The 20,121-nt window shown below is 68.0% G+C and carries 17 protein-coding genes; 11 read left to right on the top strand and 6 right to left on the bottom strand.

Going from position 1 to position 20,121, the window contains the following annotated elements; translation table 11 throughout:
- The 8 genes from A8G15_RS16865 to A8G15_RS16830 are packed head-to-tail and all read left to right on the top strand — an operon-like array spanning nt 1 to nt 8,647.
- The gene (locus tag A8G15_RS16865) at nt 1–1,227 is read left to right on the top strand and encodes a cytochrome P450 (RefSeq protein ID WP_068161877.1); all 1,227 of its coding nucleotides are present in this window, start codon (nt 1–3) and stop codon (nt 1,225–1,227) included.
- A complete protein-coding gene (locus A8G15_RS16860) occupies nt 1,220–2,020 on the top strand; it encodes an SDR family oxidoreductase (protein ID WP_068161873.1) in 801 nt (266 codons plus the stop codon). Before A8G15_RS16865 ends, A8G15_RS16860 begins: the two co-directional genes overlap by 8 nt.
- Nucleotides 2,017–3,378 carry a cytochrome P450 gene (locus A8G15_RS16855; RefSeq protein ID WP_068161870.1) on the top strand — a complete coding sequence of 454 codons (1,362 nt, stop codon included), beginning with the start codon at nt 2,017–2,019 and terminating at the stop codon, nt 3,376–3,378. Before A8G15_RS16860 ends, A8G15_RS16855 begins: the two co-directional genes overlap by 4 nt.
- A gap of 8 nt (nt 3,379–3,386) precedes the next feature.
- On the top strand, nt 3,387–3,581 hold the full coding sequence (locus A8G15_RS16850; RefSeq protein ID WP_068161867.1) for a ferredoxin: 195 nt from the start codon (nt 3,387–3,389) through the stop codon (nt 3,579–3,581).
- 14 nt (nt 3,582–3,595) lie between these two features.
- Nucleotides 3,596–4,147 carry a Cif family virulence factor gene (locus A8G15_RS16845; RefSeq protein WP_068161864.1) on the top strand — a complete coding sequence of 184 codons (552 nt, stop codon included), beginning with the start codon at nt 3,596–3,598 and terminating at the stop codon, nt 4,145–4,147.
- On the top strand, nt 4,144–5,403 hold the full coding sequence (locus A8G15_RS16840) for a hypothetical protein (protein WP_425415099.1): 1,260 nt from the start codon (nt 4,144–4,146) through the stop codon (nt 5,401–5,403). Before A8G15_RS16845 ends, A8G15_RS16840 begins: the two co-directional genes overlap by 4 nt.
- A gap of 25 nt (nt 5,404–5,428) precedes the next feature.
- Nucleotides 5,429–7,018: an acyl-CoA synthetase gene (locus A8G15_RS16835; protein ID WP_068161859.1), complete on the top strand. Its 1,590-nt coding sequence runs from the start codon at nt 5,429–5,431 to the stop codon at nt 7,016–7,018.
- Between the two features lie 60 nt (nt 7,019–7,078).
- Entirely contained in the window at nt 7,079–8,647 is a 1,569-nt protein-coding gene (locus tag A8G15_RS16830; RefSeq protein WP_068161857.1) for a GMC oxidoreductase, read from the top strand.
- A 66-nt stretch (nt 8,648–8,713) separates the two neighbouring features.
- Here the strand turns inward: A8G15_RS16830 and A8G15_RS16825 are convergent, their stop codons facing one another.
- Both A8G15_RS16825 and A8G15_RS16820 read right to left on the bottom strand, forming a co-directional pair.
- A complete protein-coding gene (locus tag A8G15_RS16825; protein ID WP_068161854.1) occupies nt 8,714–10,180 on the bottom strand; it encodes an FAD-dependent oxidoreductase in 1,467 nt (488 codons plus the stop codon).
- A gap of 26 nt (nt 10,181–10,206) precedes the next feature.
- Nucleotides 10,207–11,055, bottom strand: coding sequence for an LLM class F420-dependent oxidoreductase (locus A8G15_RS16820; RefSeq protein WP_068161852.1), 849 nt, complete (start codon nt 11,053–11,055; stop codon nt 10,207–10,209).
- A gap of 254 nt (nt 11,056–11,309) precedes the next feature.
- Here A8G15_RS16820 and A8G15_RS16815 point away from each other — a divergent pair, with 254 nt between their 5' ends.
- Nucleotides 11,310–11,954, top strand: a complete 645-nt coding sequence (locus A8G15_RS16815) for a TetR family transcriptional regulator (protein ID WP_068161968.1) — start codon at nt 11,310–11,312, stop codon at nt 11,952–11,954.
- Between the two features lie 47 nt (nt 11,955–12,001).
- Here A8G15_RS16815 and A8G15_RS16810 read toward each other — a convergent pair whose 3' ends face one another.
- Nucleotides 12,002–12,850, bottom strand: a complete 849-nt coding sequence (locus A8G15_RS16810; protein WP_068161966.1) for a hypothetical protein — start codon at nt 12,848–12,850, stop codon at nt 12,002–12,004.
- A 250-nt stretch (nt 12,851–13,100) separates the two neighbouring features.
- Between A8G15_RS16810 and A8G15_RS16805 the strand changes: the two genes are divergently transcribed.
- Complete coding sequence (locus A8G15_RS16805) at nt 13,101–13,307, top strand: hypothetical protein (protein WP_068161848.1); 207 nt, start codon at nt 13,101–13,103, stop codon at nt 13,305–13,307.
- Between the two features lie 7 nt (nt 13,308–13,314).
- On the opposite strand, the gene A8G15_RS16800 is transcribed toward A8G15_RS16805, so the two are convergent.
- The 3 genes from A8G15_RS16800 to A8G15_RS16790 are packed head-to-tail and all read right to left on the bottom strand — an operon-like array spanning nt 13,315 to nt 18,411.
- Nucleotides 13,315–14,589, bottom strand: a complete 1,275-nt coding sequence (locus tag A8G15_RS16800; protein ID WP_245687874.1) for a lysylphosphatidylglycerol synthase transmembrane domain-containing protein — start codon at nt 14,587–14,589, stop codon at nt 13,315–13,317.
- 4 nt (nt 14,590–14,593) lie between these two features.
- Nucleotides 14,594–16,027, bottom strand: a complete 1,434-nt coding sequence (locus A8G15_RS16795) for an HAD-IB family hydrolase (protein WP_068161845.1) — start codon at nt 16,025–16,027, stop codon at nt 14,594–14,596.
- Nucleotides 16,024–18,411: a glycerol-3-phosphate 1-O-acyltransferase gene (locus tag A8G15_RS16790; protein ID WP_068161842.1), complete on the bottom strand. Its 2,388-nt coding sequence runs from the start codon at nt 18,409–18,411 to the stop codon at nt 16,024–16,026. The genes A8G15_RS16795 and A8G15_RS16790 overlap by 4 nt, the downstream gene beginning before the upstream one ends.
- 178 nt (nt 18,412–18,589) lie before the next feature.
- Here A8G15_RS16790 and A8G15_RS16785 point away from each other — a divergent pair, with 178 nt between their 5' ends.
- On the top strand, nt 18,590–20,059 hold the full coding sequence (locus A8G15_RS16785; RefSeq protein WP_068161839.1) for a bifunctional aminoglycoside phosphotransferase/ATP-binding protein: 1,470 nt from the start codon (nt 18,590–18,592) through the stop codon (nt 20,057–20,059).
- Nucleotides 20,060–20,121 lie beyond the last annotated feature (62 nt).

Here is a 20,121-nt window from a genome sequence, read left to right as displayed (position 1 = left end):
ATGACTCAGGCCTCGCTCGACACGTCACTGTCCGGGCCGTTGCTGTTCGATCCCTACGACTACACCTTCCACGAAGACCCGTACCCGACCTACCTCCGGCTGCGGGACGAGGCTCCGCTCTACCGCAACGACGACCTCGGGTTCTGGGCGCTGTCGCGCCACGCCGACGTCATCACCGGCTTCCGGGACAACACCAGGCTCTCCAGTGCCAACGGTGTGTCCCTCGATCCGTCCGCCTACGGACCGCACGCGCACAAGGTGATGTCCTTCCTCGCGATGGACGACCCGCGGCACATGCGGATGCGTCAACTCGTCTCGAAGGGCTTCACACCGCGGCGCGTCGCCGACATGCAGGAGCGCATCCTCGAACTCACGCTCGGATACCTCGAACCTGCTGTGGAGACAGGCGAATTCGATTGGATCGCCGAGTTCGCCGGCAAGCTGCCGATGGACGTGATCTCCGAACTCATGGGTGTTCCCCAGCAGGACCGCGCCGAAATTCGCCGCATGGCCGACCTCGTCGTGCACCGCGAAGAAGGCGTCCTCGACGTTCCGGTCGCTGCGATGGAGGCCTCGCTCAACCTCGTCGGCTACTACGCCGACATGCTCACCGAACGCCGCGCCCGGCGCACCGAGGACCTCACGTCGGCGCTGCTCGACGCGGAGATCGACGGCGACCGGCTCACCGACGACGAGATCATCGGGTTCATGTTCCTGATGGTCGTCGCAGGCAACGAAACCACCACCAAACTGCTCGGCAACGCCCTCTACTGGGGCGCGGTCGACAAGGACCAGGCCGCGCTCGTCCTGCGGGATCCGGAGCGCGCACCCGACTGGACCGAGGAGACGCTGCGTTACGACACCTCGAGTCAGATCGTCGCGCGTACCGCGGCCGCGGACATCGAACTGCACGACCGGACCATCGCCGAAGGCGACAAGGTGCTGCTGCTCATCGGATCCGCCAACCGCGACTCCGAGGTGTTCGAGGATGCCGACAAGTACCGGATCGGCCGCGACAGCACAAGCAAAATCGCGAGTTTCGGTGGGGGAGTACACTTCTGCCTCGGTGCGCACCTCGCCCGGCTCGAAGCGAACATTGCGCTCGAGCAGTTCGCCCGCCACGTCGCCGACTACGACGTCGATTTCGACCGCTGTGAACGAGTCCACTCCACCAACGTCCGGGGTTTCGCCGCGCTGCCCCTGAAAGTGACCCGCCGCCATGCCTAGATTCGAACCCCATCCGGCGCGCCGGCCCGCGATCGTCAGCGGCGCCTCCTCCGGAATCGGCACCGCCACCGCGTACGCCCTGGCCGAACTGGGGCACCCCGTCGCCCTCGGTGCACGCCGCGTCGACGAGTGCGAGGCCATCGCCGAGAAGATCCGCGCCGAGGGCGGCCAGGCGATCGCACATTTCCTCGACGTCTCGTCGACCGAGTCCGTCGACGCGTTCGTCACCGCTGCCGAGGCCGCGCACGGCCCGACCGAGATCGTGATCTCCGGAGCCGGCGACATGGACTTCGCGCTCGTGCACGAGATGGACCCGGCCCGTTTCGGATTCCAGGTCGACGTGCATCTCGGCGGCACCCAGCGTCTCGCGCACCGGGTCGTGCCCGGGATGATCGCCCGCGCCCGCGGTGATTTCGTGGTCATCGGCTCCGATTGTGCCGTCGAGGCACGGCCCCGCGCCGGCGCCTACATCGGCGCCAAGACCGGGCTCGAAGCCCTGGTGCGCCAGATGCGAATGGAACTCGAGGGCACCGGTGTTCGCGCCTCCACGGTGCGTCCGGGCCCCACCCAGACCGCGGCGGGCATGGACCAGCCGGAAGAGGTCGTCGGGCCGCTGCTCGAGGACTGGATCCACTGGGGTCTGGCGCGCCATCCCTATCTCCTGCGGGCCTCCGACATCGCCGCGGCCGCGGTGTCGGTGGTGTCGGCGCCCCGCGGCGCCCACATCGTGCTCGTCGAGGTCCAGCCCGAAGCGCCGCTGCGCAGGAACGACGACCGGAAGGACCAGGCATGACCACCACCGCGACGGCTCCGCTCCGCGTCTCCGGAGGCGAACACGAGCACGGCCACCTCGAGGAACTGCGCACCGATCCCATCGCGCTGATGAAGCGGGTCCGCGAGGAGTGCGGGGACGTCGGTGTCTTCCAGCTCGCCGACAAGAAGGTCGTGCTGCTGTCGGGGGCCGAGGCCAACGAGTTCTTCTTCCGGGCAGCGGACGAGGATCTCGATCAGCAGGCCGCCTACCCGTTCATGAAGCCTGTCTTCGGCGAAGGGGTGGTCTTCGACGCCAGCCCGGAGCGGCGCAAGGAGATGCTGCACAACACGGCACTGCGCGGCGAGCAGATGAAGGGGCATGCCGCCACCATCGACCGCGAAGTCCAGGACATGATCGCGGGCTGGGGCGACGAGGGCGAGATCGACCTGCTCGAGTTCTTCGCCGAGCTGACCATCTACACGTCCTCGTCCTGCCTGATCGGCAAGAAGTTCCGCGACGAACTCGACGACCGTTTCGCGCACCTCTACCACGATCTCGAGAAGGGGACGGACGCACTGGCATTCGTCGACCCGTATGCCCCGATCGAGAGCTTCCGCCGCCGCGACGAAGCACGCAGGGGTCTGGTCGATCTCGTCCAGGAGATCATGAACGGCCGCATCGTGAATCCGCCACAGGGCAAGGAGGATCGCGACCTGCTCGATGTGCTCGTCTCGATCAAGAACGAGGACGGGACCGAGCGGTTCAGCGCGGACGAGGTCACCGGCATCTTCATCTCGATGATGTTCGCCGGGCACCACACCACGTCCGGTACGGCCGCGTGGGCGCTCATCGAACTGCTGCGCAACCCGGAGTACCTGACGAAGGTCACCACCGAGCTCGACACCCTCTACGCCGACGGTGCCGACGTGAGCTTCCATGCACTGCGCCAGATCCCGGTGCTCGAAGCTGTCCTCAAGGAGACGCTGCGGCTGCATCCGCCGCTGATCCTGCTGCTGCGCGTCGCCCGCGGTGACTACGAGGTCGGTGGCTACCGCATCGCCGACGGCGACCTGGTGGGCGCGACCCCGGCAATCTCCAACCGGATCCCCGAGGACTTCCCGAACCCCGATACCTTCGACCCGGGCCGCTACATCGACCCGAACCAGGAGGACATCGTCAACCGCTGGACGTGGATTCCGTTCGGCGCCGGCCGCCACCGCTGCGTGGGCGCCGCGTTCGCGCTCATGCAACTCAAAGCGATCTTCTCGATCCTGCTGCGCGACTTCGAATTCGAGATGGCGCAGCCCGCCGACTCGTACCACAACGACCATTCCAAGATGGTGGTGCAACTCGCGCAGCCGTGCGCGGTCCGGTACCGCCGTCGCGCCCGGAAGTGAGGAACCCCGTGAAGATCGAAGCGGATCTCGACCTCTGCCAAGGACACGCCATGTGTTCGATGGAAGCACCCGACGTCTTCACGGTCGCGAAACACGGGACGGTGGAGGTTCTCATGGCCACCGTCCCGGAAAGGCTGCGCGACGACGTCGAAGCGGCCGTCAAGTACTGCCCCACCCGAGCACTGAGCATCGTCGACGACTGACTACAGGAGACACCATGGCCCCGTTCGATCGTGCCGAGCTGGACGAGATGATCCAGCGCTGGATCGATGCAAACAAGCGCGCCGAGGCCGACGGCGACTGGAAGCCCCTGGCGGACATGTACACCGAGGACGCCACCTACGGATGGAACTACGGCCCGAAGGAAGAGTTCATGGCCGTCGGCCGCGAGGAGATCCGTGAACTGGCCCTCGGTCAGGAGATGGACGGCCTCGACGGCTGGGAGTACCCCTATCAGCAGTTCGTCGTCGACGAGCGCACCGGCGACGTGATCGGTCTCTGGAAGCAGGTCGCCGACGCCACCCGTGAGGACGGGTCGCACTACACCGTGCAGGGTATCGGCGGCAGCTGGTTCCGCTACGGCGGCGATTTCCAGTGGTCCTGGCAGCGCGACTTCTTCGACTTCGGGAACGTCTCGCACCTGTTCCTCGAGATGATCACCGCCGGAGCGCTGTCCGACGGTATGAACAAGCGCATCGAGCGGTCCGTGTCCGGCGAGAAGCTCCCGGGCTGGTACCCCGTCGGGAAGTCGCCGGTTCCGCTGTGGTGAGCACCGCTGACGGGGTCGCGCAGTCGTTCGCGGCGCTCTCGCGCCGCGATCTGGCGGTTCTCGTTCCCGAACTGCTGTTGTGCGGTCAGCTCATCGACCGGTCCGGGATGGCGCACCTGATCTCGGCGTTCGGCCGCGAGGGCATGGCGGAGGTCGCGATCGAGGAGTGGCAGGCGTCGAGCCCCTGGTACACCCGGCGCATGCAGCGTGCGCTGGGGTACGAGGGTGACGACGTCGTCACGATTTTCAAGGGGCTGCAACTCGACATCGGTGCCCCGCCACAGTTCATGGACTTCCGGTACCGCGTCGACGACGCGAATCACGGGGAGTTCTGGCTCGACCACTGCGGTGCGCTCATGGATGTGGAGCCGCTCGGCGACGACTACGTGACATCGATGTGCCACGACATCGAGGATCCGACGTTCGATGCGACCGCGCTGGCCACCAATCCGCACGCCCAGGTGCGGCCGATCCACCGGCCGCCGCGCCGGCCCGAGGACCGTCACCCGCACTGCGCCTGGACGGTCGTCATCGATCCGTCGCATGTGCCACCGAAAATGGAGCCGCACACCGAGGCCCTCGGGCGCTCGGCCGCGGTCGCGGTCGAACTGAGTCCCATCGACCCGGCGGACGACGGCAACGCCGACTATGCGGGTCCGCTGTTGTCGGACGTGCGGTTCGGCGACTTCTCCCGGTCGGCACTCGTGCGCATCGCGGAGGAGGTGTGCCTGCAGCAGCACCTGCTCACCCTCGGGTTCCTGTCGGGCGTGCGCAAACGCACCGACGAGGAGTCGGCCCTGGCGATCACCCGCAAGCAGCTCACCGGTATCGCGGGGCTGACCTCCGAACGTATCCGGAAGGCGCTCGGCCTGCCCGGCGACCTCGACGGTCTGGCGACGGTGCTGTCGGTGCATCCGATGTTCGCGCCGCAGCAGTACGTCCACCGCGACATCCGGTTCGACGGGCAGAGGCTCGAGTTGCGTATCCGGCGCAGCGGCGGAGCGCACACGGACGGTGCCTGGCCGGCACTCGTCGACGGCGAGCACCTCGAGGCGCTGAATGCTCTTGTGCGCGGCGTGGATCCGCATTTCTCTGTGCGGGTCGTGGCAGAGGACGCCGATGCGCTCATCGTCGAGGTGATCGTCGAATCCGCTCCCGCGAAGGAATGTGGTGAGGTCGCTATCACCAGGTTCAGCTCGGGATCGAGTTTCGTCTTTGCAGATCGAGGAATTCCCTTGCCGCTCACTGTGGTCTGAGCGCGCGACCCGAAAGGATCTCTGCGTGGCCCACAACTTTGCGGACCTGTTCGAACACGCCGTCGATGCGGTGCCGGATCGTGTGGCGCTGATCGTCGGCGACCGGCAGGTCACGTTCCGGGAACTGGACGCCCGTGCGAACCGGCTCGCCCATCACTTCACCGCCGCCGGTTTCGGCGAGGGCAGCCACATCGGTGTCCACCTGCACAATTCGATCGAAGCCGTCGAAACCATCTTCGCCGCTTTCAAGATCCGGGCGGTGCCGATCACCGTCAACTACCGTTACACCTCGGACGAACTGGCGTACCTGTACGGCAACGCCGAACTCGACGCGCTCGTGTTCCACCGTGCGTACGCGCAGGTCGTCGAGGATGTGCTCCCCGCGGTGCCGAAACTGCGGCACAGTCTGGTCGTCGGCGACCGGCAGGAGACCTCTTCGACGTACGAGGCCGCGCTCGCCTCGAGTTCACCGGAACGCGGCTTCGGTCCCCGGTCCGGTGACGACCTCTACATCATCTACACCGGCGGTACGACCGGGCGCCCCAAGGGCGTGGTGTGGCGTCAGGAGGACATCTGGCGGGTCCTCGGGGGTGGATCCGACTTCTACAGCGGCGAACCGGTCCCGGACGAGTACCATCAGTCCCGCCTGGCCACCGCCGCCGCGGAATCGGGCCGGTGGTTGTTGCTGCCGCCGCTCATCCACACCTCCGCGCTGATGACCACGTGCAACTCGCTGTTCTCGGGCAACACGGTGATCCTCGACAACCACTTCGATGCGCACCGCACGTGGGAGATCGTGCAGCGTCACCGTCCGCAGGTCATGGTGATCACCGGGGACGCGATGGGCCGGCCGCTCGTCGACGCGCTCACCGACGGCGGCTACGACGCCACCGGGCTCGGTGTGGTCGCCTCCGGCGCGGCCTTGTTCTCACAGTCGGTCAAGGACGCGATGTTCGACGCGATTCCCGGCGTGCTCATCTCCGATTCGGTCGGTTCCTCGGAAACGGGGTTCAGCGGAATCGGCATCGCCAGAAAGGGTCTCGCGCAGGACAGTGGTCCGCGGATCGGCGCGGGCCGGGGCTCGTTCGTCGTCGACGACGAGGATCGCCCTGTCGCCCGGGGCGAGGGCAGGCTCGCGAAGAAGGGTCACGTGCCGTTCGGGTACTACAACGATCCGATGCAGTCCGCCGAGGTCTTCAAGGTGATCGACGGCGAGCGGGTCGTGGTCACGGGCGACCGCGCCCGTGCCGAGGCGGACGGCACGATCACACTGCTGGGACGCGGCAACATGGTCGTCAACACCGGTGGGGAGAAGGTGTTCGCCGAGGAGGTCGAGGCGGTCCTCAAGGCGCATCCGGCGGTGTACGACGCGATCGTCATCGGTGTGCCCGACGAACGGTGGGGGCAGCGGGTCGCGGCGGTGGTCCGTTCGCGTGAGGCCGGTGTGCTCGACTTCGACGACGTCGAGCGGCACGCCCGCAACACGCTCGCCGGTTACAAGATTCCGCGGTCGATCTGGTTGTCCGAGATCGTCGAGCGTACCCCCAGCGGCAAGCCCGACTATCGCTGGGCGCACGAGTATGCGTCGAAAACCGAGGCGCACCATACCATCTGACTTACCGGCCCGCGCGGATCGTTCCGTCGCGGGCCGGTCCATCCCGCGAGGAGACCCTACGTGGATACTGTGCTGTCGCGCCGGACCTTGCTGGGCGGCGCCGCGGCTGCCGCACTCACCCTGACCGTTGCCCGCACACCGCGAGCCCGGGCAGAGGTCACCGAGGAACACCACCGCGCCGTGGTGATCGGCAGCGGATTCGGGGGTGCGATCACCGCTGCGCACCTGGGACGCGCGGGCGTGCAGACGCTCGTGCTCGAACGTGGTCTGCGCTGGCCCACCGGACCGAACTCCGAGACCTTCCCGCACATGCTGTCGCCGGATCACCGTGCGTCGTGGCTGTCGCCGCTGCCGGTGATGACCGGTGCCCCGCCGATCCCGTCGTTGCCGTACACCGGATTGATGGAACGGGTGAAGGGCAACGGCATCGACATCCTGTGCGGTGCCGGGGTCGGTGGCAGTTCACTGCTGTATCACGGGATGACCTTGCAGCCCGGCGGCGAGCAGTTCGCCGAGTCGGTTTCCCCGCGCATCGACTACGAACTGCTCGACCGTGAGTACTTCCCACGGGTGGCCCGGACGTTGCATCTGGCCACGATCCCCGACGACCTGCTGTACCACGAGAAGTACCGGTCCTCACGGCAGTTCCTCGAACGTGCCGCCGCCGAGGGCCTGGACACGTTCCGGGTGCCGATGCCCATCGACTGGGACTTCGCGCGCCGCGAGCTCACCGGGGAGCTGTCCCCGTCGTACACGAACGGTGACCTCATCTACGGGGTCAACAACGGCGGCAAGTTCTCCGTGGACGTCACGTGGCTCGCCGAAGCAGAGGCCACCGGGAACGTCCACCTCGAAACCCTCCATCGCGTCAACGACATCGAACGCGGCGCCGACGGACGGTGGATTGCGCACACCGACCGGCTCGCGACCGACGGTACCGTCGTCGAACGCAAGCGGATCGTCGCGGACGCGCTGTTCCTCGGTGCCGGGTCACCCGGTACGACAAGGCTGCTCGTCAAGTCGAAGGCGAAGGGACTGGTGCCGGATCTGCCGGACGGTGTCGGTACCGGGTGGGGCAACAACGGCGACCGGGTCTTCTCGGTGACCACGCCGCTGCTCAGTCCCGGGGCGTTCCAGGGCGGTCCGGCGTGCGTCGGGTTCCGGGATTTCGGCAACCCGGCGGGCGCGTTGACCATCGTGACCGGCCCGGTCCCGTTCCCGGTCGATCTGGGCACCACCTCGGTGATCGGATTCGGCACTGTGAAAGGACTCGGCCGGTGGCACTACGACGGCTCGCTCGACGATGCGGTGCTGACCTGGGACCAGGCGTACGACCGTGACCTGACCCGCGCGATCGAATCGCGGATCCGGCAGGTCGTCGGGCCCGCTGCGATCGTCCTGGACGTGAATTCGCTGGACGTCAACACCTTCCATCCGCTCGGCGGTGCCACCTTCGAGTCGGTGTGCGACGACGCGGGCCGGGTGCACGGGCAGCGCGGGCTGTACGTCGTGGACGGGGCGAAGATCCCCGGCTCGACCGGTGCCTGCAATCCGTCGATGACGATCGCCGCGCTCGCGGAGTTCGGCGCCGACGACATCATGCGCCGCGACCTCGGCACCGTCTTCTGACGGTGACGGGAACCTTCATTCGGCCTGTCCGACTGAAGGTTCCCATCACCAGGGAGCGCGGGGGCGTCAGCTCTTGGCGGCGGAGATGCCGGCGCGGCGGCCGAAGAAGCTGCCGTCGCCGAGCGAGGTTCCGCTCGCATACCCGCCGGCGCACACACCGGACGTGCAGCGACCGGCCGCGAACAGGCCGGGGATCGGGTCGCCGGAGACGTGCAGGACCTCCGAGTTCACGCTGGTGCGCAGGCCACCGAGCGTGAAACCGGCCGTGAAGTTGCGCAGGTCCAGCGCCGCGACCGGGGTGCCGATGGGTTTGACCCACTCGCTCTTCTTGCCGAGCACCGGGTCCTGCCCGTTCTCGGCGTGGCGGTTGTACACGTCGACGGTGGCCTGCAGCGTTCCGGCGGGCAGGCCGATCTCCGATTCGAGTTCCCCGACCGTCTCCGCCACCCACTTCGGGCGGAACCGGAAGAACGGAGTGGAACTCCTTGCGGCGCAACCTTCCTCGTAGGATGCCTCGTCGATGATCAGGAAGGCCTCATTGTCGTTCCTGAAGAGGGTGAGTTGTCCGATCCGGCCGGGGTAGGTGTCCTCCGGCACGTACCGCTGCCCGCGGGCGTTGACGAGGATGCCGCGTGCCATCAGTTGCGGATCACCGAAGAACGCGACCTCGGTGGCGTCCATGTGCGCGAGGTCTGCGCCGAGTGCCTGCGCCATGCGGATGGCGCGACCGTCGTGTTCCTCGATGGCGGCACCGGGCCGGCCGATCAGGTTCGGCGCGTACGCCTCGACCATCTCCTTGTTGTACGCGAAGCTGCCCGTCGCCAGGACGACGCCGCGCCGTGCCCGCACGTGCAGGTCCTTGCCGTACCGCTTGGCGGAGATGCCGACGACGCGGCCGCTGTCGTCGACGACAAGGCGCTGCACGCGCACGTCGTATTCTGCTCTGACACCGAGCTTTTCGGCGGTCTCGGTGAGCGGCTTCATGATCATGTAGCCGCCGCCCTGCTCGCCGGTGCGTTTGTTGCTCATCTGCGGCACGTGCCCACGGGGCGCGGGGGTGGCGATCTCGTTGAACGGCGCGGCGTTCTCACCGCCGGAGTACATGAGGCCGTCGTCACCCGGGATCTCCCAGCCCGGTTCGCCCCAGAAGCTCTCCTTGAAAACGACACCGTTCTCGACCAGCCAGTTGTAGTGGTCGACGCTGCCGTCGCAGTACTCGGTGATCTTCGCTTCGTCGGTGCCGGGCCCGAGCGCAGCCGTCATGAACGCCTTCATGTTCTCGGGGGTGTCCTCGAAGCCGAGTGCCTTCTGCAGCGGGGTGCCGCCGCCGAGGTACAGGATGCCGCCCGACAGTGACGCCGCTCCGCCCCAACCGCCGGTACGTTCGAGGACCAGGACGTCGGCTCCGGCACGCGCGGCCTCGATGGACGCGGAGACACCGGCGATGCCGTTGCCGGCGATGACGACGTCGGCTTCGAGGTCCCAGGCGGGGATCTCGTCGGCGCGCAGGGGGTGCAGGGGAGTGGAGGTCATTGTGATCCGTTCTGGTCGTACGGGTTTCAGTATCCGGAGATCGTGGTGCCGAGGCGTTCGATGTACGCGAGGACCTCGTCCTCGGAACGATCGGGCAGACCGAAGACCACCTCGGTGACGCCGGCCTCGCGCCACACGCGCAGTTCGTCGAGGTCGGGCCGCCCGGCCAGGGCCAGGACCTCGGGGCTGCCGTCGCGGCCGGCCTCGGTCCACATCTTCTGCAGGCGCAGCACGTGCTCGTCGATGTTGCGGTCGCGCGGGGTGGTGATCCAGCCGTCGGCGGAGCGGACGATCCATTCGAAGTTGCGGTCGGTGGGGCCGGCGCCGAGCAGGATCGGCGGACGCGGCTGTTGGACGGGCTTGGGCCATGCCCAGCTGGGGCCGAATTCGACGAATCTGCCGTGGTATTCGGCTTCGTCCTGGGTCCACAGGGCGGCCATCGCCTCGAGATACTCGCGCAGCGCGGTACGTCGCTTCTTGGGGTCGACGCCGTGATCGGCGAGTTCCTCGGCGTTCCAGCCGAATCCGGCGCCGAGGACCACGCGGCCGCCGGAGAGGTGGTCGAGGGTGGCGATGGTCTTGGCCAGGGTGATCGGATCGTGTTCGAGCGGCAGCGCCACGGACGTGCCGAGGCGAATGGTCGAGGTGACGGCGGCGGCCAGGCCCAGCGTCACCCAGGGATCGAGGGTGCGCATGTAGCGGTCGTCGGGCAGCGTCTCGTTGCCGGTTCCGGGGTGGGCCGATTCCCTGTTGATCGGAATATGGGTGTGTTCGGGCACGTAGAAGCTGTCGAAGCCGTGGGCTTCGGCGGCCTTCGCGGCGGTTTCGGGGCGGATCCCGCGATCGCTGGTGAACAGGGTGATGCCGTGGCGCACGGTGCTCCCTCTCTTTTCCGGTGACTGCCAAGAAATGTAACGCGTTCTACCCGCCGGGGGAAGGACTTTTTGGACAGGTGTCTGATTTTGTGTCCGGCTGCGGTGTTCGTCCTGGCCCGGGCGTGGTCGTCGCGTGCTCCGGCTCCCGGCGGAGTACGACGCGTGAGGGTGCCTCACCGTGCGGTGGAGTACGGGAGGACCGGGGGTATCGCTCCACTACGCTGGTCCGGTAGACCACACGGAAGGTGACGGTGATGGCGAAGGAGTCGACGTCGGGGGCGGAAGCGCAGGCCGAGGCGCGGCCCGGTGCGGGATTGCGGCCCGCGCAACGAGCCCGGTACGACCGCATCATCGCGTCGGCGAAGGAACTCGCCTCGGAGGGCGGATACGACGCGGTGCAGATGCGCGCGGTCGCGGAACGCTCGGGAGTCGCGCTCGGCACGGTCTACCGCTACTTCCCGTCGAAGAACCACCTGCTCGTGGTGGCGATGCTGGAACTGTTCGAACAATTCGCGGAACACTTCGACGCCGAGCACACACCCGGCTCGTCGCCGCAGGAACGCGTCATGTGGGTACTGCACGGGGCGCTGGCGCAACTCGAGCGTGAGCCCCGGCTGTACGACGCGCTGGTGCGTGCCGCGATGTTCGCCGACGCGTCGTCGTCGGCCGAGCTGGACCGGCTCGGCAAGGTCATCACCGGTATGTACGCGCGCGCGGCGGGTATCGACACCATCACCGAGGAACTGCTCAACGCCGTCCGCATCATCACCGACGTGTGGATGTCGAGCCTGGTGAGCTGGGCGGCGGGGCGGCAGTCGGCGGAGCAGGTCATCGCGCACATGGACACGGCCGTCGGACTGGTGTTCTCCCGGCTCGAGCGGATGCAGCAAGCGGGCTGACCCGGCCCCGCGGCTCGCGGGACCGGGTCGGTTGGGGACGTCCCGGACTACCCGGCGGGGGCGGCGGGAACGTCGACGATCCCGACGGTCGGAAGGAAGAAGCACGACGTCTCGCCGTTGGTGACCGTGCCGAACACGGCCGCGAGTACGGTTCCCGAGCCGGTGTCGACCGGCGCGACACGAACCCCGCCCAGCGGGACGGCACTCGAGAAGAACTGTGCGATGGCCTCGGTGACGACGGGGCGCAACATGTCCGGAACCCCGCCCGGCACCGCTGCTTCGGCCGCCTCGCCGATCGTGCCCATCGGGACCGTGCCGCCCTGGAGCGTGTTGACGTTGAACCAGGCGACCTGCATGCCGGTGGTGTCCTCGCCGTCGACCACGCCGGCCGGGACGAACGCGAACAGGGTCTGACCGGCGTCGACGGCGTTCAATGCGGGAAGGGCGGGTACCGGATGCAGGTTCGGCCAGGCGCCGGGGACCGCACCCGCGACCGCCGGGGCGATCCCGAGCGGCAGGCCGCTCTCGTTGTTGCAGAAGGGCGCGCCGGTCGGGTACAGGAACGGCTCGATACCGAGTTTGCGCAGGAAATCGACCGCCTCCTGGTAGGCGGTGACGGGGTTCGCGTCGGCGACGTCGGTGACCCCGCCGCGTGCGCCGGCGATCGCTTCCGCGGCCGCGACGGCAGCGGGGTCCACCCCGGCCGTTCCGCGCAGGCTGTCGAGTACTGCGGACAGGGAGGCGACGGCCGGCGACGGCTCGGCAGCCGGGGCGGGTTCCGAAGGCACGACGGGGTCCGCGGTCGCAACGGCGGGGAGGGCGAGTGCGACGGCCGCCGTGACGGCGGCTGCGGCACTCGTCAGACGCGTCCGGCGACGGGTGGTCCTGCGTGTCATGAACTTCTCCTGTGCGTGTCGGGACAGAGGGTCGTCCACACCCGAAACCCTAAAGTCTCAAGTGATAGTTGAGAGTGCTACGGACAGGAGACCACACGAGGAGGGCGGAGGCCAGCGAGGCGCTACTGCGTTATGTAAACGAAGTGTCTCGTGTGCCCGAATCGGAACGGCATCGATCGCGGCGACCCCAGCTCACGGGACCATCGGAGGAGGACACTGAGAGCAGGGGATTCCTCACCTGGAGTGCGTCATGGGAGCGTTGAAGGGACTGCTCGGGGTTGTGGTCGGACTGCTGACCGCCGTGCTCGGCACGGTCGTGGGGATCCTGGCTGCGGTGGTGTGGCTGGTCGGTGCGCTGCTGTGCGTGACCATCCTGCTGCTGCCGCTGGGAATTCCCGTCGTCAAACTCGCCAACCGGTTGTTCGGGCTGGCAGGACAGCTCATGCACCTGCCGTGACCGAACCTCAATCGTCCTTCCACAACGTGCCCAGATCGGGGCCGGGCTCGTCGTCGGCCGGTGCTCCCCGATAGCGGAGCGCGAACACCACCCACCCGATGACCGCGATCATCAGGAAGCTGATCAGCCGGTACACGACGACGGCGGACAGGGCCTGCGCGCCGGTCATGCCGCTCGCGGTCAACGCGGGGACGAGGACCGCGTCCATGACCCCGAGACCGGCGGGCAGCAGCGGAATCGCGCGGCTCGCCGCTGTTCCGGCCGCGTAGGCGACCGCGATCCCGGCCAGGCTGGGAGTCCCGCCGATCGCGTACGCCGCGAACGCCAGGCACGCCCCGTCGCACAACCAGTTGAGGATCGACCAGGAGAACGCGCGCAGCGTGTGCGGACGGTCCAGCTGGACCGCGCCGAGCTGGTCGACGATCCGCTTCCAGGCCCGCACCCACGTGTGTTCCGGCTTCTTGCGCAGCCGGTTGAAGCCGCGCAGCGCGATGATGCCGATCGACTCGAGCGATCCGGGATTGCTCGCCGCATACTGCACGAGCACGACGAAGGCGGCGAACCCGCCGATCGAGAAGATCAGGGAGAAGGGGTTGGTGGCCGCGCCGACGAGGAGAGCACCGACCAGTCCCAGCAGCGCCAGGCCTGCGGCCTGCAGCAGGCCGGCCATCACGAGCTGCCACGTCGCGACCACCGGGCTCGCGCCCCATTTGCGCATCTGCCGGTACGTGAAGGTGGTGCCGAGGACGGGCCCGCCGGGGAGGGTGACGCTCATCGAGTTCGCGGCATAGGAGACGGCCAGCGACTGGCGCTGCGTGACGGTGACGGAGGCCGCGGACAGCAGTGTGCGCTGTACCCGCGCGAAGCTCGACATCTCGAGCAGTGACGCCCCGATCGCGGCGACGACCCACTGCCAGTGCAGGTCGCCGAGAGTTTTCACGCTGCTCGACAGTTCCGGCCAGATCAGGATCGCCTCGACCGTCAGGACGATGACGAGCACAACCCCGACGATCCATTTCAGGTACCGCCGATGAGCCGGCTTCAGGCCGTTCCCGTTCCCGTTTCCGTTCTCGCTGTCGTCGGCGTTCTCGCTGGAGCCGAGATCCGCGCTGTCGTCGAGGTTCGCGCTCTCGGGATTCCCGCCGCCGCGACCTTTTGCCTGCTCGTCGCGTCCCTGTGCGTCGTTCTTCCCTCCGTCCCGGCCGCTGTCGTCGCGACCGCCGGTGTCGTCGTCGCGGTCCCCGTCGGCGTCGTACGGCTCGCCGGAATCGGTTTCGCTCATGTCCTTATACAACCGCAGGCCAATCGGCGAGGGTTCGCCGGTAGAGGTCCTCGACGTCCCGGATGCGTTCGTCGAGGTTCTGCGGTGTCCAGTCGCTCACGTCGATCGGTTCGAGAACCGCGACGTCCGCGGTGCCGGACCGCACCAGGGTGGAGTGCTTCCACAGCAGTTCCCCGGCGTTGCGGATCACGACGGGCACGATCGGTACGCCGGCCTGCATCGCGATGTGGAAAGCACCCTTCTTGAACCGCCCGATCTCGGGGGTCAGGGAGCGCGTGCCCTCGGGGGCGATCACCACGGAGGTGCCGCCGCGCAGCGTGTCCACGACCGGCCCGAGGGCGGCCTTCGCCTGATCGGTGTTGCTGCGGTCGACGAACGCCGCACCGACGAAACGCAGTAACGGCCCGAACAGGGGATCGTTCGCCATCTCCTTCTTGGTGACACCGGTGAAGTCGTGTCGCAGCACCTTCGCGAGGATCACCGGATCGAGCTGGCTCTGGTGATTGAAGATGAACACCGCCGGCCGCCGCAGCCACACGTTGGATTCGCCGTGTACGCGCACGTCGACACCGGCCAGGGCGAGGGACACGTCGGAGCCGATGCCGAGCATCGAATCCAGCGCGACCTTCTTGCTGCGATTGACGATGCCCAGGCCGATGCCGGTCCAGACCGAACCGAAGAGACCGCCGTACGCCGCGGCGGTCCGCACGAGTTCCTTCGCGCCGGGAGTCCCGCGGGGCCGGAACCGCAGAATCGGCCACTGCCGTTCGGTGGCTGCCCTCACGAGCGTGCCGTCCGGGTTCGTGGGCGTCGGATTGCCGGTCGTGGCAAGGAAATCGACATCCTCACCACCGTTCGAATAGGTGTAGCTCTCGGTGCGGTCGATGTCGTGTTCTTCCGCGAAGGCGATCACGGCCTGGGCTTTACCGCTGCGCCACAGTGACTTTCCGTCGACCTTGCCGGACAGGATCCCGTCCTTCACCTCCAGCGGGGTGTAGAGCATCCGGTCGACGCCGAGCGCATCCGCCGACGCCTGGATCTGGTAACGGGACGCCGACGAGGCGATCACCACCGTGTGCCCGGCCGCTTGGTGCGCCCTGATCAGTTGCCACGCTTCGGGATAGATGTGCCCGGCGATCGTCGAGGCGAACAGGCGCTGCCCGATCTCGTACAGCTCGTCCTCGGTGTGCCCGCCCCACGCCTTGAACGCGACCGCGACGAACCGTTCGAAATCGGATTCGCTGTCGGTGCCGCGGAGCCCGTTGAGCATCGTGCCCGCCAGTTCCGCGGCACTGACCTTCCCGGCGAGCAGCCGGTCCCGGAAGAAATGCACTCCCGAGAAGCCGTGCACGATGGTGCCGTCGAAATCGAAGAACGCCGCGATCCGCGGGCCCTGCGGTCCGGTCCGGACCCGCTCCAGTGCCTGTTCGATGTTCACCGATCCGCCTTCCTGTTCGACACGTCGAGGGACTCCGCGAGCTGGATCCGCTCACCGACCGCGAGCAGGTCGGCGGCGAACGCGCGGCGCTGCTCGCGTACCTCCTCGCCGCCGGTGTCGAGCAGACCGCGATTGCCCGCCAGTTGCAGCGCGGTCGCGAACAACTCCGACGACACCGATTCGGGTCCGTACAACCGGCCCTGCAGCAGCATCTGGGTACCGACCGCCACGCACTCGTCGAGAAACGCGGTGCGATCCAGTTTCAGCGACGGGTCCCGCAACGCCAGCCGTTCGGCGACCACGAGCTGGGCGTCGAAGAACGACCGGAGCGTCCGGTGCACCATGAAGAACCCGGTCTCGATGAGCGCGGTCAGCGCGTCCTGTTCGGACCGGGGCAGTTCGTCGCTCCATTCGGTGACGAGCAGCGACAGCTCGGTGCGCATCTGGGCTTCGAACGTGTCGCGATCCGGGAAGAAGAACTCGAACTTGAGCAGGTCGCGCAGTTTCTTGGCTTCCTCCCACGCGGACAGGACCGGGTTCCCACCCGGATTCTCGTGTGCGTGGAGGATCGCCAGTTCGAGGATGGCGCGGTTGACGAACCAGTGCACCCCGCTGTTGCGGTAGAACGCCGCGACCAGATGCTGACCGCGATGTATCGAGTAGACCGGTTCCTCGCCCCCCGCGTAGGTGGTGACCACCCCGGCGTCGGTGAGCGAGCCGAGCACCGTCGCGAGACCGCCCTCGACATCGAGGACGGACAGTTCGCCCTGCGGCACGTCGCGGGCCTCGATGTACCGGCGCACCGGGGCGATCACAGCGCGCACCTCGTCGAGCGTCAGTGCCCGGTCGCGCACGCCGAGCAGCGCCAGCGTCACGAGGCAGTTCACCGTGATCGGGGTGGCACCGTTGATGCCGACCGCGACCTCGAACCCGACCTTCTGCAGCGCCTTGCGTGTCCGTTCGAAATGCTCGGTCTCGTCCGCGGCCGGCTCGGACAGTTCGGGGTCACCGCCGCCGGTGAGCAGCCCGCGCATCGACAGCGGCTCGCCGAAACGGACGTACACGTTGCCGGCGCTGCGTTGCTGACTGCGTGCGTAGCGGGCCAACCAGGTCAGTCCCTCCGGCTTCTTCGTCGCGCCGGTCTGCTCGGCTGCGACGGCGGCGACCTCCGCGAGCCCCTCGTAGGTGATCGACACCGGAACCAGCATCGCGTCCTCGACACGACCGGAGCGGATCGCGTTGGCCACATAGTTGAGCAGGCCGAATCTCGGTGCCCGCAGTTTGCCGGTGCGGGTACGCCCGCCCTCGAAGTACCACTCCAGGTTGAAGCGTTTCGTCAGCAGATAGGCGAAGTACTCCTCGAGCGCCGCCTTGTAGACGGCGTCGTCACCGAAGCTGCGGCGGATGAACACGGTGCCGGTGCGGCGGGCGATCGGCCCGATCGGCCAGAACGTCAGGTTCGCGCCGCCCATCAGGTGATTTCGCGGGAACTCGTTGTTGGCGAGGATGTCTCCGAGCACGAACGCGTCCGCGTACGAGCGGTGCGACGGCAGGAACACCAGTGGCCGCCGCCGGTTGAGCTCACGCAGCGCCCGCAGTCCCGACTCGTCCGCGCGCACACTCCACGCCGACGAGTGCAGCGGACGCATCGCCTGCGTGAACAGGTCGGTCACCAGGCGGGACTGCACGGCGACGAGTTCGCCGAGAGCTGCCCTCGCCCGCGAGTCGACTTCCTCGCGGGTGAGGTTGTGTTCGGCGCAGATCGCATCGAGGCGCCGGCGGAACGAGCCCGAATCCATGATCTGCTCGGCCACGAGGCGCGGCACCTTGTACCGGTCGCCGATGACGGCGCGTTCGGCGCGTTCGAGTGCGACCACCGCGCGCCGCATGATGTGCCGGGCCAGCGAGTCCGGTGCCGGATCGCCGTCCTCCGCGTGCAGCGACTCCCGCATCTCGCTCAGCCGCGCAGGTTCGGCGACGACGATGCGGTGCCGGTCCGAGGACCGGCCGACCAGCCACTGCTGGATCAGCCGGTTCGGATTGCGCGGATTGGTCAGCGCCAGCACGTCGGAGAACCGCACCCGGCGGGCACCGTCGCGCGCGGAGGGCAGCCACACCACCTTCACCGGCACGACCAGAGGGTCGTCGGTGCGGGGCACCAGCTCGGTGGTCAGGATCCGGGAGTCGAGATCCAGGACGGCGGGAGTCGTGTCCCCGGAGTTCTCGGTGCTCGCAGAGTATTCGGCCGGCAGGCCACCGGAACGCATCCAGCGGGTGATCAGATCCCGTTCGATCGACGTGGTGGCGGCGGCGACCACGACGGCCGCTCCGTTCGAAGTCCTCGAGCTCGATGTCCCCGAGTCGCGCTGCGCGTTCACAGTCATGCCTCCCCGTGTGCCGTACCGCCCCACAGCAAACTACCGCGTGAACAGGGCTCGGCTCGGTACAACGACACTACGGGACCGACGCTCTGGCGTCGCCGCGCGAACGGGTGCACGCTGAGGCAAGGTTGACCACGACGCGCCCGCCGCCGGCCGCGGGTGTCGGGAACGGAGGAAGACGGTGTCCGATACCGGCCCGTACGTGCAGATCCGGGAAACCCACACGTCGGTGGTGTTCTTCGTCGGCGACCGGGTCCACAAGATGAAGAAACCGCTCGATCTCGGTTTCCTCGACAACCGCACCCGCGCGGCCCGTGAGAGCGTGTGCCACCGGGAAGTCGATCTCAACCGGCGCCTGGCTCCCGACGTGTACCTGGGCGTCGCCGACGTCCACGGACCCGACGGGCAGGTCTGCGAGCACCTCGTCGAGATGCGACGGCTCCCGGACGAGCGCCGGCTGGCCGCGCTCGTCGCACGCGGTGAGAGCATCGACACCGTCGTCGATTCGGTGGCCAGGCAGGTTGCCGGACTGCACGCCGCCTCGCCCCGGGACCCGGCCATCGATCGATGTGCCAGTATCGGTTTTCTGACGGATCTGTGGCGCCAGAGCCTCGACCACCTCGAGCGCCTTCCGGTCGGAATCGATGCCGCCGGGCTGCTCGCGCGGATCAGGAACTCCGCGAACCGGTACCTCGAGGGACGGGCACCGTTGTTCGCGGCGCGCATCGACGAGGGCCGTGCCGTCGACGGGCACGGCGACATGCTCGCCGACGACATCTTCTGCCTCGACGACGGCCCACGCATCATCGACTGTCTCGAGTTCGACGACGAACTGCGTTACGGCGACGGCGCACTCGACATCGCATTCCTCGCGATGGATCTCGAACGCCTCGGCGACCGGGCCGGCGCACATCGGCTGCTGCGCGCGTACGCGGAGTTCTCCGGGGACGCGTGCCCCACTACCCTGATGCACCACTACATCGCCTACCGGGCGCTGGTGCGTGCCAAGGTCACCGCGCTGCGCCACGATCAGGGGGACGCGGCCTCCCGGGAGGTCTCGCTCGGGTTGCTCGAGCAGGTCGCCCGCAATCTCGACCGCGGCCGCATCCGGCTCGTGCTCGTCGGTGGTCTGTCCGCGACCGGCAAGACCACCGTGGCCCGGTTGATCGGGACGCACCTCGACGCGGTGGTGCTCCGCAGCGACGTGATCCGCAAGGAACTCGCGGGACTCGACCCGGCGACCGATGCGAGCGACGACGTCGGTTCCGGGTTGTACACGCCGGAACACACCGACGCGACGTACGCCGAGCTGTTGCGCCGGGCACGGATCGCACTGTCGCTCGGCACGTCCGTGGTCCTCGACGCGACGTGGCTGTCCGAGTCGCGGCGGGACGCGGCGCGCCGGGTCGGGGCCGAGGCGGTCGCCGACACCGTCGAGATCGAATGCTGCGCCGACCCGGCAGTCCTGTTGCGCCGCATCGTTTCCCGGCGGGAACGCGGGGGAGACGCCTCCGATGCGACGCCGGCGGTGCTCGACGAGCAGCTGCACCGCCGCGAGGAGTGGCCGTCGGCACGGGTGATCGACACGACCGACGGCACCCTGCCCGACGCCGAACGCCTCGACCGGGAGGTCGGTCCGGGCCCCTGGTGACCCCCGGTGAGGACAGGCTCGCATTGCTACCGTGTTGTGCCGCAACGTTATAGCCTGACGGA

The sequence above is a fragment of the Rhodococcus phenolicus genome (genome assembly GCF_001646785.1).
GTDB lineage: Bacteria > Actinomycetota > Actinomycetes > Mycobacteriales > Mycobacteriaceae > Rhodococcus > Rhodococcus phenolicus.
This window is presented reverse-complemented; position numbering and strand designations above follow the sequence as displayed.

Excerpts from the sequence above, each read along its gene's own strand:
- A8G15_RS16800 (WP_245687874.1), bottom strand. The coding sequence starts at position 14,589 with ATGAGCGAAACCGATTCCGGCGAGCCGTACGACGCCGACGGGGACCGC.
- A8G15_RS16810 (WP_068161966.1), bottom strand. The coding sequence starts at position 12,850 with ATGACACGCAGGACCACCCGTCGCCGGACGCGTCTGACGAGTGCCGCA.
- A8G15_RS16855 (WP_068161870.1), top strand. The coding sequence starts at position 2,017 with ATGACCACCACCGCGACGGCTCCGCTCCGCGTCTCCGGAGGCGAACAC.
- A8G15_RS16825 (WP_068161854.1), bottom strand. The coding sequence starts at position 10,180 with ATGACCTCCACTCCCCTGCACCCCCTGCGCGCCGACGAGATCCCCGCC.
- A8G15_RS16860 (WP_068161873.1), top strand. The coding sequence starts at position 1,220 with ATGCCTAGATTCGAACCCCATCCGGCGCGCCGGCCCGCGATCGTCAGC.
- A8G15_RS16865 (WP_068161877.1), top strand. The coding sequence starts at position 1 with ATGACTCAGGCCTCGCTCGACACGTCACTGTCCGGGCCGTTGCTGTTC.
- A8G15_RS16845 (WP_068161864.1), top strand. The coding sequence starts at position 3,596 with ATGGCCCCGTTCGATCGTGCCGAGCTGGACGAGATGATCCAGCGCTGG.
- A8G15_RS16805 (WP_068161848.1), top strand. The coding sequence starts at position 13,101 with ATGGGAGCGTTGAAGGGACTGCTCGGGGTTGTGGTCGGACTGCTGACC.
- A8G15_RS16815 (WP_068161968.1), top strand. The coding sequence starts at position 11,310 with ATGGCGAAGGAGTCGACGTCGGGGGCGGAAGCGCAGGCCGAGGCGCGG.
- A8G15_RS16790 (WP_068161842.1), bottom strand. The coding sequence starts at position 18,411 with ATGACTGTGAACGCGCAGCGCGACTCGGGGACATCGAGCTCGAGGACT.